Annotated in this window: 11 protein-coding genes; 10 read left to right on the plus strand and 1 reads right to left on the minus strand. The window is 71.8% G+C overall.

Going from position 1 to position 13767, the window contains the following annotated elements:
- The first annotated feature begins 101 nt into the window (after window positions 1–101).
- The 9 genes from G5B56_RS16225 to G5B56_RS16265 all read left to right on the plus strand — a co-directional run bounded on the left by G5B56_RS16225 (window position 102) and on the right by G5B56_RS16265 (window position 11209).
- Window positions 102–527: a MerR family DNA-binding transcriptional regulator gene (locus G5B56_RS16225; RefSeq protein ID WP_009855825.1), complete on the plus strand. Its 426-nt coding sequence runs from the start codon at window positions 102–104 to the stop codon at window positions 525–527.
- An 89-nt stretch (window positions 528–616) separates the two neighbouring features.
- Window positions 617–1795: an isovaleryl-CoA dehydrogenase gene (locus tag G5B56_RS16230; RefSeq protein ID WP_164963901.1), complete on the plus strand. Its 1179-nt coding sequence runs from the start codon at window positions 617–619 to the stop codon at window positions 1793–1795.
- A gap of 57 nt (window positions 1796–1852) precedes the next feature.
- Window positions 1853–2515, plus strand: a complete 663-nt coding sequence (gene can, locus G5B56_RS16235) for a carbonate dehydratase (RefSeq protein WP_009855827.1) — start codon at window positions 1853–1855, stop codon at window positions 2513–2515.
- A complete protein-coding gene (gene aceK / locus G5B56_RS16240) occupies window positions 2515–4308 on the plus strand; it encodes a bifunctional isocitrate dehydrogenase kinase/phosphatase (protein ID WP_164963902.1) in 1794 nt (597 codons plus the stop codon). The genes can and aceK overlap by 1 nt, the downstream gene beginning before the upstream one ends.
- Complete coding sequence (locus G5B56_RS16245) at window positions 4301–5479, plus strand: acetyl-CoA C-acyltransferase (RefSeq protein ID WP_164963903.1); 1179 nt, start codon at window positions 4301–4303, stop codon at window positions 5477–5479. Before aceK ends, G5B56_RS16245 begins: the two co-directional genes overlap by 8 nt.
- 57 nt (window positions 5480–5536) lie before the next feature.
- Entirely contained in the window at window positions 5537–6892 is a 1356-nt protein-coding gene (locus G5B56_RS16250; protein ID WP_164963904.1) for a DUF2868 domain-containing protein, read from the plus strand.
- Window positions 6889–8328, plus strand: a complete 1440-nt coding sequence (locus G5B56_RS16255; protein WP_009855831.1) for a GTPase domain-containing protein — start codon at window positions 6889–6891, stop codon at window positions 8326–8328. The genes G5B56_RS16250 and G5B56_RS16255 overlap by 4 nt, the downstream gene beginning before the upstream one ends.
- Window positions 8325–9746: a Trk system potassium transporter TrkA gene (gene trkA, locus G5B56_RS16260; RefSeq protein ID WP_164963905.1), complete on the plus strand. Its 1422-nt coding sequence runs from the start codon at window positions 8325–8327 to the stop codon at window positions 9744–9746. The genes G5B56_RS16255 and trkA overlap by 4 nt, the downstream gene beginning before the upstream one ends.
- 8 nt (window positions 9747–9754) lie before the next feature.
- Window positions 9755–11209 (plus strand): TrkH family potassium uptake protein, encoded by a 1455-nt coding sequence (locus G5B56_RS16265; RefSeq protein WP_009855833.1) that lies wholly within the window; start codon window positions 9755–9757, stop codon window positions 11207–11209.
- Between the two features lie 160 nt (window positions 11210–11369).
- Here the strand turns inward: G5B56_RS16265 and G5B56_RS16270 are convergent, their stop codons facing one another.
- Entirely contained in the window at window positions 11370–11990 is a 621-nt protein-coding gene (locus G5B56_RS16270) for a hypothetical protein (RefSeq protein ID WP_240920831.1), read from the minus strand.
- Between the two features lie 165 nt (window positions 11991–12155).
- Here G5B56_RS16270 and G5B56_RS16275 point away from each other — a divergent pair, with 165 nt between their 5' ends.
- Window positions 12156–13766, plus strand: a complete 1611-nt coding sequence (locus tag G5B56_RS16275) for a carboxyl transferase domain-containing protein (RefSeq protein WP_164963907.1) — start codon at window positions 12156–12158, stop codon at window positions 13764–13766.
- Window position 13767 lies beyond the last annotated feature (1 nt).

Raw genomic sequence — 13767 nt, forward strand, 5'->3', positions numbered from 1 at the left:
TCCTGCCTGGCGCCGCGCTCCGGGCCGGCCCTGAGCCGCGGGCCGGCGCCGCGGCTTACAGTTCGGCGTCCCGCTTTACGTTGACGTCAACGTCACTCGCCATGGATCCGACGCGCCCGGGCGCCCGCACCTACACCATCACCGAACTCGCGCAGGAGTTCGGCATCACGCCGCGCGCGATCCGCTTCTACGAGGACGTCGGCCTGCTGACACCCGCGCGCGAGGGCCGCAACCGCGTCTATGCGCCGCGTGACCGCACGCGGCTGAAGCTGACGCTGCGCGGCAAGCGCCTGGGTTTCTCGCTGCAGGAGATCAAGCAGCTCGTCGACATGTACGAGTCGCCGTCGGACACCGCGCAGCAGCTGCAGGCCTTTCTCGCCACGCTGGCCGCGCACCGGCGCCAGCTCGAGCAGCAGCGCGAGGACCTCGAGCTCGCGCTGGCCGAGATCGCGCAGCACGAGGATCGCTGCCGCACGCTGCTGGCCGCTGCGGCGCCGCCGCCACGACGTCGGGTCAGCCCTCGTTGAGCCGCGCCGCCGGGCCGGGTAGATTGACGTTTACGTAAACGTCATCGAGCGGCCGGCATCGCCCCGGCCGCCTCACCCTGGAGACGAGGATGAGCCTGCCCGGCCTGGACTTCATGCTCGGCGACGACATCGAGGCGCTGCGCGACGCGGTGCGCGCCTTCGCTGTCGCCGAGATCGCCCCGCGCGCCGCCGAGATCGACCGCAGCGACCGCTTCCCGATGGACCTGTGGCGCAAGCTCGGCGAGCTGGGCGTGCTGGGCATCACCGCGCCCGAGGAGTACGGCGGCGCCGGCCTCGGCTATCTCGCGCACATGGTGGCGATGGAGGAGATCTCGCGTGCCAGCGCCTCGGTGGGCTTGAGCTACGGCGCGCACAGCAACCTGTGCGTCAACCAGATCCGCCGCAACGGCAGCGAAGCCCAGCGGCAGCGTTACCTGCCCAGGCTGATCAGCGGCGAGCACGTCGGCGCGCTGGCGATGAGCGAGCCCGGCGCCGGCAGCGACGTGCTGTCGATGAAGCTGCGTGCCGTGCCGCGTGGTGACGCCTACGTGCTCAACGGCAGCAAGATGTGGATCACCAACGGCCCCGACGCCGACACGCTGGTCGTCTACGCCAAGACCGAGCCCGAGCTCGGCGGCCGCGGCGTCACCGCCTTCATCGTCGAGAAGGGCATGAAGGGCTTCTCGGTGGCGCAGAAGCTCGACAAGCTGGGCATGCGCGGCAGCCACACCGGCGAGCTCGTCTTCCAGGACGTCGAGGTGCCCGCCGAAAACGTGCTCGGCGAGCTCAACGGCGGCGCCAAGGTGCTGATGAGCGGCCTGGACTACGAGCGTGCGGTGCTTGCCGCCGGGCCGATCGGCATCATGCAGGCGGTGATGGACGAGGTCGTGCCCTATGTGCACGAGCGCAAGCAGTTCGGCCAGAGCATCGGCGAGTTCCAGCTCATCCAGGCCAAGCTGGCCGACATGTACACCGTGCTGCAGGCCGGGCGCTCGTTCTGCTACACGATCGGCAAGAACCTCGACGCGCTCGGCACGGGCCACGTGCGCCGGGTGCGCAAGGACTGCGCCAGCGTCATCCTGTGGTGCGCCGAGAAGGCCACCTGGATGGCCGGCGAGGGCATCCAGATCTTCGGCGGCAACGGCTACATCAACGACTACCCGCTGGGCCGGCTGTGGCGCGACGCCAAGCTCTACGAGATCGGCGCCGGCACCTCGGAGATCCGCCGCATGCTGATCGGCCGCGAGCTGTTCGCCGAGACGATGTGAACGATCGCGTCAGGATGGCTGCGTAAACTTCCCCGCATCCCATCGACGCCCGCCGCCATGACCCAGACGCTGTCCGACCTGTTCGCCAACAACCGAGCCTGGGCGGACGAGATCGAAGGCCGCCAGCCCGGTTTCTTCACCAAGCTGCTGCACCAGCAGACGCCGCAGTACCTGTGGATCGGTTGCGCCGACAGCCGCGTGCCGGCCAACGAGCTGGTCGGCCTGCTGCCCGGCGACCTGTTCGTGCACCGCAACGTCGCCAACGTCGTCGTGCCGACCGACCTGAACTGCCTGTCGGTGCTGCAGTACGCCGTCGACCAGCTGCGCGTGCGCCACATCATGGTCGTCGGCCATTCGCGCTGCGGCGGCGTGATGGCCGCGCTCGGCAACCTGCGTGTCGGCCTGGTCGACAACTGGCTGCGCCACGTGCAGGACGTGCGTGACCGCCACCGCGCCCTGCTCGACGGGCTGAGCGCCGACCGGCGCGTCGACGCGCTGTGCGAGCTCAACGTGCTGGAGCAGGCGCGCAACGTCTGCCGCACGACCATCGTCGAGGACGCCTGGAAGCGCGGCCAGGAGGTCGTCGTGCACGGCTGGGTCTACGGCCTGCACAACGGGCTGCTGGAAGACCTGTCGATCACCGCCTCGGGGCCCGACGGTGTCGAGCCGGCCTACGAGGCGGCACTGGCGGCGCTGCACCGCCGCTTCGGGGACGGCTGATGTTCCCGCGCCATCTCGGGGACGGCCGCGCGTACGAGATCGCGCGTGCGATGCTGGACGGCTTCAACCGCCACTACCGCCTGTTCCGCGAGACGAGCGCCGCCGCCAAGCAGCGTTTCGAGCGCGCCGACTGGCACGGCCAGCAGCGCGCGCAGCGCGAGCGCATCGAGTACTACGACCTGCGCGTGGCCGAGACCGTGCAGCGCCTGCGCGACGAGTTCCACGTCGCCGAGCTGTCGATGAACACCTGGCAGCAGGTCAAGCTGCACTACATCGGCCTGCTGACCGACCACCGCCAGCCCGAGCTGGCCGAGACCTTCTTCAACTCGGTGACCGCCAAGCTGCTGCACCGCAGCTACTTCAACAACGACTTCATCTTCGTGCGCCCGGCGATCAGCACCGAGTACCTCGAGAGCGACGAGCCCGGCACGCGCCCGACCTACCGCGCCTACTACCCGACGCACGGCACGCTGTCCGAGACCTGGCACCGCATCGTGCACAACTTCCAGCTCGACGTGCCGTTCGAGAACCTCGACCGCGACGTCGAGAGCGTGCTGCAGGCGATGCTGTCGGAGCTGGGGGGCTTCCGCCCGCGCGCCAACTTCCAGATCCAGGTGCTGTCCAGCCTGTTCTACCGGAACAAGGGCGCCTACCTGGTCGGCAAGATCATCAACGGCTTCAACGAGACGCCGTTCGCGCTGCCCATCCTGCACGGCGAGCGCGGCCAGGGCCTGGTCATCGACGCCGCGCTGTTCGGCGAGGACGACCTGCTGATGCTGTTCAGCTTCGCGCGCGCCTACTTCATGGTCGACATGGAGGTGCCGTCGGCCTGCGTGCAGTTCCTGCGCTCGATGATGCCGCACAAGGACCGCTCCGAGCTGTACAGCGCGCTGGGCCTGCAGAAGCAGGGCAAGAACATGTTCTACCGGGACTTCCTGGCCCACCTGCGCTACAGCAGCGACAAGTTCCGCATCGCCCCGGGCATCAAGGGCATGGTGATGCTGGTCTTCGATCTGCCGTCGTTCCCGTACGTCTTCAAGGTCATCAAGGACTACTACCCGCCGCAGAAGGAGACGACGCGCGAGCAGATCAAGGCCAAGTACCTGCTCGTCAAGCAGCACGACCGTGTCGGGCGCATGGCCGACACGCTGGAGTACAGCAGCGTGGCCTTCCCGCGCCACCGCTTCGAGGACGAGCTGGTCGCCGAGCTGCGCCGCTTCTGCGGCAGCCTGCTCGAGGAGGACGGCGACATGCTGATCATCCACCACCTCTACATCGAGCGGCGGATGATCCCGCTGAACATCTTCCTGCAGGAGGCGCCACCCGACCAGGTGGCGCACGCCGTCGTCGAGTACGGCAACGCGATCAAGGACCTGGTGGCCGCCAACATCTTCCCCGGCGACATGCTGTGGAAGAACTTCGGCGTCACGCGCCACGGCAAGGTCGTCTTCTACGACTACGACGAGATCGAGTACGTCACCGACTGCAACTTCCGCCGCGTGCCGCCGCCGCGCAATGAAGAGGACGAGATGTCGGGCGAGATCTGGTACTCGGTCGGCCCGAGGGACGTGTTCCCCGAGACCTTCGGCCCCTTCGTGCTCGGCAACCCGGCGGTGCGCGAGGTCTTCATGGCCCACCACGCCGACCTGCTCGACGCGGCGTTCTGGCAGACGCACAAGGAACGCATCGCCGCCGGCCACGTGCACGACGTCTTCCCCTACGAGCCGTCCAAGCGGTTTTCGCTCGGCCGGCGCGACGAGCCACGACAACACCAGGAGACACGAGATGCCTGATTCCATCGTCATCGCCTCGGCCGCGCGCACGCCGATCGGCGGCCTGCTCGGCGACTTCGCCGCGCTGCAGGCCTGGGAGCTGGGCGCCGTCGCGGTGAAGGCCGCGGTCGAGCGTGCCGGCGTGCCCGGCGACGCCGTCGACGAGGTGCTGCTCGGCAACTGCCTGATGGCCGGCCAGGGCCAGGCGCCGGCGCGCCAGGCGCTGCGCCGCGCCGGGCTGCCCGATTCGGCCGGTGCCGTCACGCTCAGCAAGATGTGCGGCTCGGGCATGCGCACGATGATGTTCGCGCACGACATGCTCGCCGCCGGCAGCGCCGACGTGCTCGTCGCTGGCGGCATGGAGAGCATGACCAACGCGCCGCACCTCGTGTTCGCGCGCAAGGGCGTCAAGTACGGTGCCGCGCCGATGTACGACCACATGGCGCTCGACGGCCTCGAGGACGCCTACGAACGCGGCAAGGCGATGGGCGTCTTCGCCGAGCAGTGCGTCGCCAAGTACGGCTTCAGCCGCGAGGCCCAGGACGCGTTCGCCATCGCGTCGACCGAACGTTCCAAGAAGGCCAACGAGGACGGCAGCTTCGACTGGGAGATCGCGCCGGTGACGATCGCCGGCAAGGGGGGCGAGACCGTCGTGCGCCGCGACGAGCAGCCGTTCAAGGCGCGCCCGGACAAGATCCCGGGCCTGAAGCCGGCGTTCAAGAAGGACGGCACGATCACCGCCGCCAGTGCCTCCAGCATCTCCGACGGCGCCGCCGCGCTGGTGCTGATGCGCGAGTCGACCGCCGCCCGCCATGGCATCACGCCGCTGGCGCGCATCGTCTCGCACGCCGTGCATGCCCAGGCGCCGGAGTGGTTCACGACCGCGCCGGTCGGCGCCATCGGCAAGGCGCTGGCCAAGGCCGGCTGGACCGCCGCCGACGTCGACCTCTGGGAGGTCAACGAAGCCTTCGCCGCGGTGACGATGGCCGCGATGCACGAGTTCGCGCTGCCGCACGGGATCGTCAACGTGCACGGCGGCGCCTGCGCGCTGGGTCACCCGATCGGCGCTTCCGGCGCACGCATCGTCGTCACGCTGCTGGGCGCGCTGCGCCAGCGTGGCCTGCGCCGCGGCGTCGCCGCGCTGTGCATCGGCGGCGGCGAAGCGACGGCGATGGCGGTCGAACTGCTGTAGCCCTCGCCTCCGGCGGCCGAGCGGGCGGCCCCCGTGGCCGCGCTACAGTGCGGCGCAATGACCGAAGAAGAGGCACGCCGCGTGGTCCTGGTCCAGGCCGTCGAGACGGCCGGGGACTCGCCGCTGTGGACCGCGGAAGACCGCGCCTGGGCCACCCGGCTGGCACAGCAGACGGCCGGCGCCGACGCGACGCCTGAACGTTTCGTTGTCGAGCGCTCGCGCCACGCGCTGGAGCGCCTGCTGCCGCGCGACGCCGCAGCGCGGCGCTGGCTGGAGCGTGGCACGCGGCGCGGCGCGCTGGCCTTCGGCGTGCTGCTCGCCGCCTTCGTGCTCGGCGCGGCGGTCGACCACCTCGGCTCGATGCAGCGCATCGACCTGCTGGTGCCGCCGGTCTGGGCCGTCGTCGCCTGGAACCTCGTGATCTACCTCGGCCTGCTGGTGCCGCGCCCGCTGGCCGGTCTGCGTGCGCTGCTGGCGCGGCGCTGGGTCGCCGACACCGCCGGCGTCGGCGCGCTGTGGGCCCGGCTGGCGCTGCCGCTGTCGCTGGCGCGTGCGACGGCGCTGCTGCATGCCGCCGCCGCGGCGCTGGCGGCGGGCGTCATCGCCGGCATGTACCTGCGCGGCCTGGTGCTGGACTACCGCGCCGGCTGGCAGAGCACCTTCCTCGAGCCCGGCGTGGTCCAGCCGCTGCTGCAGGCGCTGCTGGCGCCGGCCTCGTTCGTCACCGGCATCGCCGTGCCCGACGCCGTGCCGCTGCGGCTGCAGGCCGGCGCCGCCGCCAGCGCGCCGGCGGCCGACTGGATCCACCTCTACGCCGCGACGCTGGCGCTGGCCGTCGTCGTGCCGCGGCTGCTGCTGGCGGCCGTCGCCATGCTGCGTGCCGGCGCGCTGGCGCGGCGTTTCCCGCTGCCCTTCGGCGACCCGTACTTCGAGCGCCTGCGCCTGCACCAGCTCGGCGCCCGCGCCCAGGCCCAGGTGCTGCCGTACGCCGCCGGCCTCGGCGCGCAGGCGGCGCTGGGCCTGCGCGCCCTGCTGGCCGCCGTCTTCGGCGACGAGGTGCGGCTGCGCGTCGGCCCGCTGACGGCCTTCGGCGACGAGGACGCGGCGCGCGCGCTGCGCCCCGAGCCCGGCGACACGCTGCGCATCGCCGTCTTCGACCTCGGCGCCACGCCCGAGGCCGAGGCCCAGGGCCGTTTCGCTGCCGCGCTGGGCCGTGACCTGCCGCTGGTGCTGCTGGCCGACGAGTCGGCTTTCCGCCGCCGCTTCGGCGCCTACCCGGAGCGCCTGGCGCAGCGCCGCGCCGCCTGGCAGGCGCTGGCCGAGGCCCAGGGCCTGCCGCTGGTCTGCGCCGACCTGGACGCCGGCGAACCCGCCGCCGCCGAGGCGGCGTTCAAACGCGCGCTGGGGCGATGACGAGCATCCGCCTGTCGCTGGTCTCGCACACCAACGTCGGCAAGACGACGCTGGCGCGCACGCTGCTCGGCCGCGACATCGGCGAGGTGCGCGACGCGCCGCACGTCACCGAGTTCGCCGAGATGCATCCGCTGCTGCAGAGCCCGGCCGGCGACGTGCTCGAACTCTGGGACACGCCGGGTTTCGGCGACACCGTGCGCCTCGTGGGCCGGCTGCGGCGCGAGGGCAGCGCGCTCGGCTGGTTCCTCAGCGAGGTCTGGGACCGCTGGCGCGACCGCCCGTTCTGGGCCACGCAGCAGGCGCTGCGCCACGTGCGCGACACCAGCGACGTCGTGCTCTACCTCGTCAACGCCGCCGAGTCGCCCGAGGCCGCCGGTTACGTCGGCCCCGAGATGGAACTGCTGGCCTGGATCGGCAAGCCGGTCGTCGTGCTGCTCAACCAGCTCGGCCCGCCGCGCGGCCCCGAGGCCGAGGCCGCCGACGTCGAGCGCTGGCGACAGCGCCTGGCTGCCCAGGCGCCGGTGCGCGCGGTGCTGCCGATGGACGCGTTTGCGCGCTGCTGGGTGCAGGAGGGCGTGCTGCTGCGCACGATCGCCGGCGTGCTCGACGGCGAGGCGCGGGCCGCCGCGTCGCGCCTGGCCGCGGCCTGGGCGGCGACACGGCGCGAGACCTTCGACGCCGCGGTCGACGAGCTCGCCGCCAGCCTGGCGCGCATCGCCTGCGCCCGCGCGCCGCTGCCTGACGGCGGCTGGCTGTCTCGCCGCCAGGATGCCGACGCCGCGCGCCATGCGCTGGCCGACATGCTGGACCGCGAGGTGCGCGCCAGCACCGGCCGGCTGCTGGCGCTGCACGGCCTGGACGGGCGTGCCGAACGCGAGATCCTCGACCGCGTCGCGGCCCAGGTGGACCTGCACGCACGGGTCGGCGAGGGCCGCGCGGCGCTGGTCGGCGGCGTGCTCAGCGGCGCGCTGGCCGGGCTCAAGGCCGACCTCGCCACCGGCGGCCTGACGCTGGGCGGCGGCATGCTCGCCGGCGGGCTGCTCGGCGCCCTCGGTGCCGCGGGCATCGCGCGCGGGCTCAACGTCGTGCGCGGCACCGACCGCGGTTTCGCCAGCTGGAGCGCCGAGGCCATGGCGCCGCTGGCCGAGGCGGCGCTGCTGCGCTACCTGGCCGTGGCCCACTTCGGCCGCGGCCGCGGCGAGTGGGCGCAGGGCGAGGCGCCGCCGCACTGGCGCGCCGTCGTCGCCGAGGCGCTGGCCGCGCGGGCGCCGGAGATCGACGCGCTGTGGGCCGCGCGCAGCACACGCGCCGACAACGCCGGCGACGCCGAGTCCCTGGCGCGCGCCTTGCGCACGCCGCTGACCACAGCCTTGCGCGTGTCGCTGGAACGGCTCTATCCGGGCGCCTGGGCGGCTGTCGATAATCCGCCGCCATGAAGATCCTGATCCTCGGCGCCGGGCGCGTCGGGCAAAGCGTCGCCGCGAGTCTGCTGTCGGAGCGCAACGACATCACGATCATCGACACCGACCCGGTGCGGCTGCGCGAGCTGCAGGACCGCATGGACCTGCGTGGCGTGGTCGGCAACGGCATCCAGCCCAGCGTGCTGCGCGAAGCCGGCATCGAGGACGCCGACATGCTGATCTCCTGCGCGCCGCTGGACGAGACCAACCTCGTCGCCTGCAAGGTCGCGCACGACGCCTTCAACGTGCCGACGACGATCGCCCGGCTGCGCAGCCCCGAGTTCGTCGACGGCAGCCCGCTGCTGGGCCACGAGGGCGGCTTCGCCGTCAACCAGGTGATCTGCCCCGAGCAGAGCGTCACCGCCTACATCCGCAAGCTGATCGAGTACCCCGAGGCGCTGCAGGTGCTGGAGTTCGCCGACGGGCTGGTGAGCCTGATCGCGGTGCGCGCCGGCCCCGGCGCGCCGCTGGTCCAGCACTGCCTGTCCGAGATCCCGGCGCTGGCGCCGAGCGCGCCGATGCGTGTCGTCGCCGTCTACCGCGGCGACAAGGTCATCGACTCGCTCAATGGCGACACGCGCATCGAACCCGGCGACGAGGTCTTCGTGCTCGCCGCCACCGCCGACATCCGCCGCGTGCTGCACGCGCTGGCGCCGCGTGTCGAGCCGGTGCGCCGGCTGATGATCGGCGGCGGCGGCAAGGTCGGGCTGCGGCTGGCGCGCGAGCTGCAGGCCAGCTACCGCATCAAGCTGATCGAACGCGGCCGCACGCGCTGCGAGTACCTGGCCACCGAGCTGCCGGCGCCGGTGCTGGTGCTCGAGGGCGACGTCACCGACGAGGAGCTGCTCGAGAGCGAAGGCGTGCGCGACATGGACCTGTTCCTCGCGCTGACCGACGACGACGAGGACAACATCATGGCCTGCCTGCTGGCCAAGCGGCTGGGCGCGCGGCGCGTGTTCTCGCTGATCAACCGCCAAGCCTACGCCGACCTGGTGCAGGGCGGGCAGATCGACATCGCGATCTCGCCGGCGCAGACCGTCATCGGCGAGCTGCTGGCCTACGTGCGCCGCGGCGACGTCGAGGCCGTGCACAGCCTGCGCCACGGCGCCGCCGAGGCGCTCGAAGGCGTGGTGCGCGGCGACCGCAAGACCTGCCGCATGGCCGGCCGGCGCATCGACGAGATCGCGCTGCCGGCCGGCGCGCAGGTCGGCGCCATCGTGCGCGGGCTGGAGGACGCCGACGGCAAACGCCAGCGTGCGCGCGCCGAGGTGCTGATCGCCCACCACGACACGGTGGTGCAGACCGGCGACCACGTCATCGTCTTCGTGCCGACCAAGCGCCTGCTGCGCGAGGTCGAACGCCTGTTCCAGGTGTCGGCCACCTTCTTCTTCTGAGCCCGGCGATGGACGCGCTTGCCGTTGTCGCGCTGATCGGCCGCATGGTGGCGGGGTTCTCGCTGCTGATGGCGGTGCCGATGGTCTACGCCATCTACGCCGGCGAGCTCGTGGCCGACGACTTCCTCAAGGCCACCGCGACGACGCTGGCCATCGGCGGGCTGGCCAGCCTGATGACGCGGCGCTTCCGCCGCGAACTGCAGCCGCGCGACGGCTTCCTGCTCGTCGGGCTGACCTGGGCCGTGCTGCCGACCTTCGGTGCGCTGCCGCTGTACCTGGCGCTGCCCGGGCTGTCGCCGACCGATGCCTATTTCGAGGCCGTCTCGGCGCTGACCGCCACCGGCGCGACGGTGCTCTCCGGTCTGGACACGATGCCGGCTTCGGTGCACGTCTGGCGCTGCCTGATGATGTGGGTCGGCGGGCTGGGCATCATCGTGCTGGCGGTGGCCATCCTGCCGATGCTGGGCGTCGGCGGCTCGCAGCTGTTCCGCGCCGAGATCACCGGGCCGATGAAGGACAGCAAGCTGACGCCGCGCATCGCCGACACCGCGCGCGCGATCTGGGGCGTCTACGTGCTGCTGTCGCTGGCCTGCGCGCTGGCCTACCGCGCTGCCGGCATGAGCTGGCTCGATGCCTTCGTGCACATGGGCTCGACCGTCAGCCTGGGCGGCTTCTCCTCCTACGACGCGAGCTTTGGCCACTGGAACTCGCCCGACATCGAGGCCGTCGCGATCTTCTTCATGCTGCTGTCGGGCGTGAACCTGACGCTGTACTACGTCGTCTGGCGCGAGCGTTCGCCAGCGCCGCTGTGGCGCAACGCCGAGGCGCGTGCCTTCTACCTCGTGCTGGCCGCCAGCATCGCGCTGATCGCGGTCTACCTGTGGGCCACCGGCGCCTATGACAGCCTCGGTGCGGCCTTTCGCCACTCGGCCTTCCACGTCGTCTCGATCGCGACGACCACCGGCTACGCCGCCTACGACTACGCCAGCTGGCCGCTGTTCGCGTCGCTGCTGATGATCCTGCTGGGCTGTTTCGCGACCTGCGCCGGCTCCACCGGCGGCGGCATCAAAATGGTCCGGCTGATCCTGCTGCTCAAGCAGGCGCGCCACGAGTTCGTGCGCATCGTGCATCCCAACGTCGTCAACCCGGTGGTGCTCAATGGGCGCGCCGTCAGCGACCGGGTGATGAACAACGTCGTCGGCTACATGATGACCTACGGCGCGGTGCTGGTCGGGCTGACGATGGCGATGCTGTTCACCGGCCTGGATGCGGTCACCGCGTTCACCGCCATCGTCGCCTGCGTCAACAACATCGGCCCCGGCCTGGGCGAGGTCGGCCCGGCGGTCAACTACGGCGGCCTCAGCGACGTGCAGACCTGGATCTGCGCCTTCGCGATGCTTGTCGGGCGGCTGGAACTGCTGGCCGTCCTCGTCCTTTTCATGCCCGCTTTCTGGCGGGACTGACTGTGAGCCCCGGCCGCCTGGCGGCCGCCCCCGAGGGGCTACCGAAGCCGACCGGGGGACCCGGATCGGCTTCGGCCCGTTTGCCGTCGCCGCTCCCCCTGGCCGCCTCTGGCGGCCTGTCCCCGCGGGGATTGCGCTCCGGCCGCCAGGCGGCCGGGGCTCAAGCTCTCGGTAAGTACAGCCGGTCGGTGTAGGTCGCCAGCCAGTGCGGGCGGAAGGCGACGAAGATCGCGACCAGGATGCCGGCCAGCCAGGCGTCGCCCCAGGCGGCGAGCCAGCGCGCCAGCGCCAGGTCGTCTCCGCCCAGGCCGTTCGGCGGCGGGTGCAGCGCCGCGGCTAGCGCGCCGGCCAGCGCACCGGCGACCGCGGTGACGAAGAAGCCGCGGCCGAGGATGTAGACGAACAGGTGCTTGGGCAGCCAGCGCCGCACCGCGGCACCGAGCACGACGGCCATCGTCGCCGGCACCAGGCCCAGCCAGACGAAACGTTCGAGGCCGGCCTCGGGCGTCAGCCCGCCGGCGAACATCGTCACCAGCGCGACCGGCACCAGCGCCAGCACGGCCAGCGGCCAGCCCATCATCAGCATCAGCAGGCAGGCGCCGGACAGCGGCTGCGCCACCGCGCTGTCCGCGTAGCGGTCGGCGCCCCACATCAACGGCAGCATGGCGGCCCAGGCCAGCCAGGGCCAGGGCGGACCTGCGGGGCCGACGCCGCGCCACGGCCGCATCGCCAGGGCCGCGGCGATGGCCGCGGCGGCCAGCGACGTTTCGAGCCACACCATGCGGCCCATGCTACGCCCGGGCCCATGTCCGTGCGCTTATCCGAGGATCGGCCTCGGGGGCGCCCGGTCTCCGGGCCGTCCCTGAGGCGGCGGCACGGGGGCGCTGTCAGAATTGACGTTAACGTAAACGTCAATCGGCCGTTCCTGACGGCCGCGGGAGACACCGTGCCGGTCCTGAACTCGCAGCTCAACCCGCGCTCGGAGGAGTTCCAGGCCAGCGCGCTGGCGATGCGCCAGCTCGTCGGCGACCTCAACGCCCAGCTCGCACGCATCGCCGAAGGCGGCGGCGAGGCCGCACGCGCCAAGCACACGGCACGCGGCAAGCTGCTGCCGCGCGAGCGTGTCGAGATGCTGCTCGATCCCGACACGCCGTTCCTGGAGATCGGCGCGCTCGCCGGCCTGGGCCTGTACGACGGCGCCGCGCCGGGCGGCGGGCTGATCGCCGGCATCGGCCGCGTCAGCGGCGTCGAGTGCATGGTCGTCTGCAACGACGCCACCGTGAAGGGCGGCACCTACTACCCGGTCACGGTGAAGAAGCACCTGCGCGCCCAGGAGATCGCGCAGGAGAACCGCCTGCCCTGCGTCTACCTCGTCGACTCCGGCGGCGCCAACCTGCCGAACCAGGACGAGGTCTTCCCCGACCGCGAGCACTTCGGCCGCATCTTCTACAACCAGGCGCAGATGTCGGCGCTGGGCATCCCGCAGATCGCGGTCGTGATGGGTTCGTGCACCGCCGGCGGCGCCTACGTGCCGGCGATGAGCGACGAGACCATCATCGTGCGGAACCAGGGCACGATCTTCCTCGGCGGCCCGCCGCTGGTGAAGGCCGCGACCGGCGAAGTCGTCAGCGCCGAGGACCTGGGCGGCGGCGACGTGCACACGCGGCTGTCGGGCGTCGCCGACCACCTCGCCGAAAACGACCTGCACGCGCTGGCGATCGCACGCGCGGTGGTCGCCAACCTCAACTGGCAGAAGCCGGCCCCGCTGCGCCTGCAGCCGCCGCGGCCACCGCTGTTCGACCCGGCCGAGCTGCACGGCGTCATCCCGACCGACCCGCGCAAGCCCTTCGACGTGCACGAGGTCATCGCACGCCTGGTCGACGGTTCGGAGTTCGACGAGTTCAAGGCGCGCTACGGCACGACGCTGGTCACCGGCTTCGCCCACATCGAGGGCCTGCCGGTGGGCATCGTCGCCAACAACGGCGTGCTGTTCTCCGAGAGCGCGATGAAGGGCGCGCACTTCATCGAGCTGTGCTGCCAGCGCGGCGTGCCGCTCGTGTTCCTGCAGAACATCACCGGCTTCATGGTCGGCCGCAAGGCCGAGGCCGAGGGCATCGCCAAACACGGCGCGAAGATGGTCACCGCGGTGGCGACGGCGACGGTGCCCAAGTTCACGGTGATCATCGGCGGCAGCTTCGGCGCCGGCAACTACGGCATGTGCGGCCGCGCCTACGGGCCGCGGCTGCTGTGGATGTGGCCGAACGCCCGCATCGGCGTGATGGGCGGCGAGCAGGCCGCCAGCGTGCTGGCCACGGTGCGCCGCGACGCGATCGAAGCCAAGGGTGGCCAGTGGCCGGCCGAGGACGAGGCCGCATTCAAGCAGCCGATCCTGGAACAGTTCGCGCGCCAGGCGCATCCGTACTACGCCAGCGCCCGGCTCTGGGACGATGGCGTCATCGACCCGGCCGACACGCGGCGCGTGCTCGCGCTGGCGCTGTCGGCCAGCCTCAACGCGCCGATCCCCGAGACGCCGCGTTTCGGCGTCTTCCGCATGTGAC

Source organism: Rubrivivax sp. JA1026 (genome assembly GCF_011065555.1).
GTDB lineage: Bacteria > Pseudomonadota > Gammaproteobacteria > Burkholderiales > Burkholderiaceae_C > Rubrivivax > Rubrivivax benzoatilyticus.

Coding starts and splice junctions, on each gene's coding strand:
- G5B56_RS16225 (WP_009855825.1), top strand. CDS start 102: ATGGATCCGACGCGCCCGGGCGCCCGCACCTACACCATCACCGAACTC.
- G5B56_RS16230 (WP_164963901.1), top strand. CDS start 617: ATGAGCCTGCCCGGCCTGGACTTCATGCTCGGCGACGACATCGAGGCG.
- can (WP_009855827.1), top strand. CDS start 1,853: ATGACCCAGACGCTGTCCGACCTGTTCGCCAACAACCGAGCCTGGGCG.
- aceK (WP_164963902.1), top strand. CDS start 2,515: ATGTTCCCGCGCCATCTCGGGGACGGCCGCGCGTACGAGATCGCGCGT.
- G5B56_RS16245 (WP_164963903.1), top strand. CDS start 4,301: ATGCCTGATTCCATCGTCATCGCCTCGGCCGCGCGCACGCCGATCGGC.
- G5B56_RS16250 (WP_164963904.1), top strand. CDS start 5,537: ATGACCGAAGAAGAGGCACGCCGCGTGGTCCTGGTCCAGGCCGTCGAG.
- G5B56_RS16255 (WP_009855831.1), top strand. CDS start 6,889: ATGACGAGCATCCGCCTGTCGCTGGTCTCGCACACCAACGTCGGCAAG.
- trkA (WP_164963905.1), top strand. CDS start 8,325: ATGAAGATCCTGATCCTCGGCGCCGGGCGCGTCGGGCAAAGCGTCGCC.
- G5B56_RS16265 (WP_009855833.1), top strand. CDS start 9,755: ATGGACGCGCTTGCCGTTGTCGCGCTGATCGGCCGCATGGTGGCGGGG.
- G5B56_RS16270 (WP_240920831.1), bottom strand. CDS start 11,990: ATGGTGTGGCTCGAAACGTCGCTGGCCGCCGCGGCCATCGCCGCGGCC.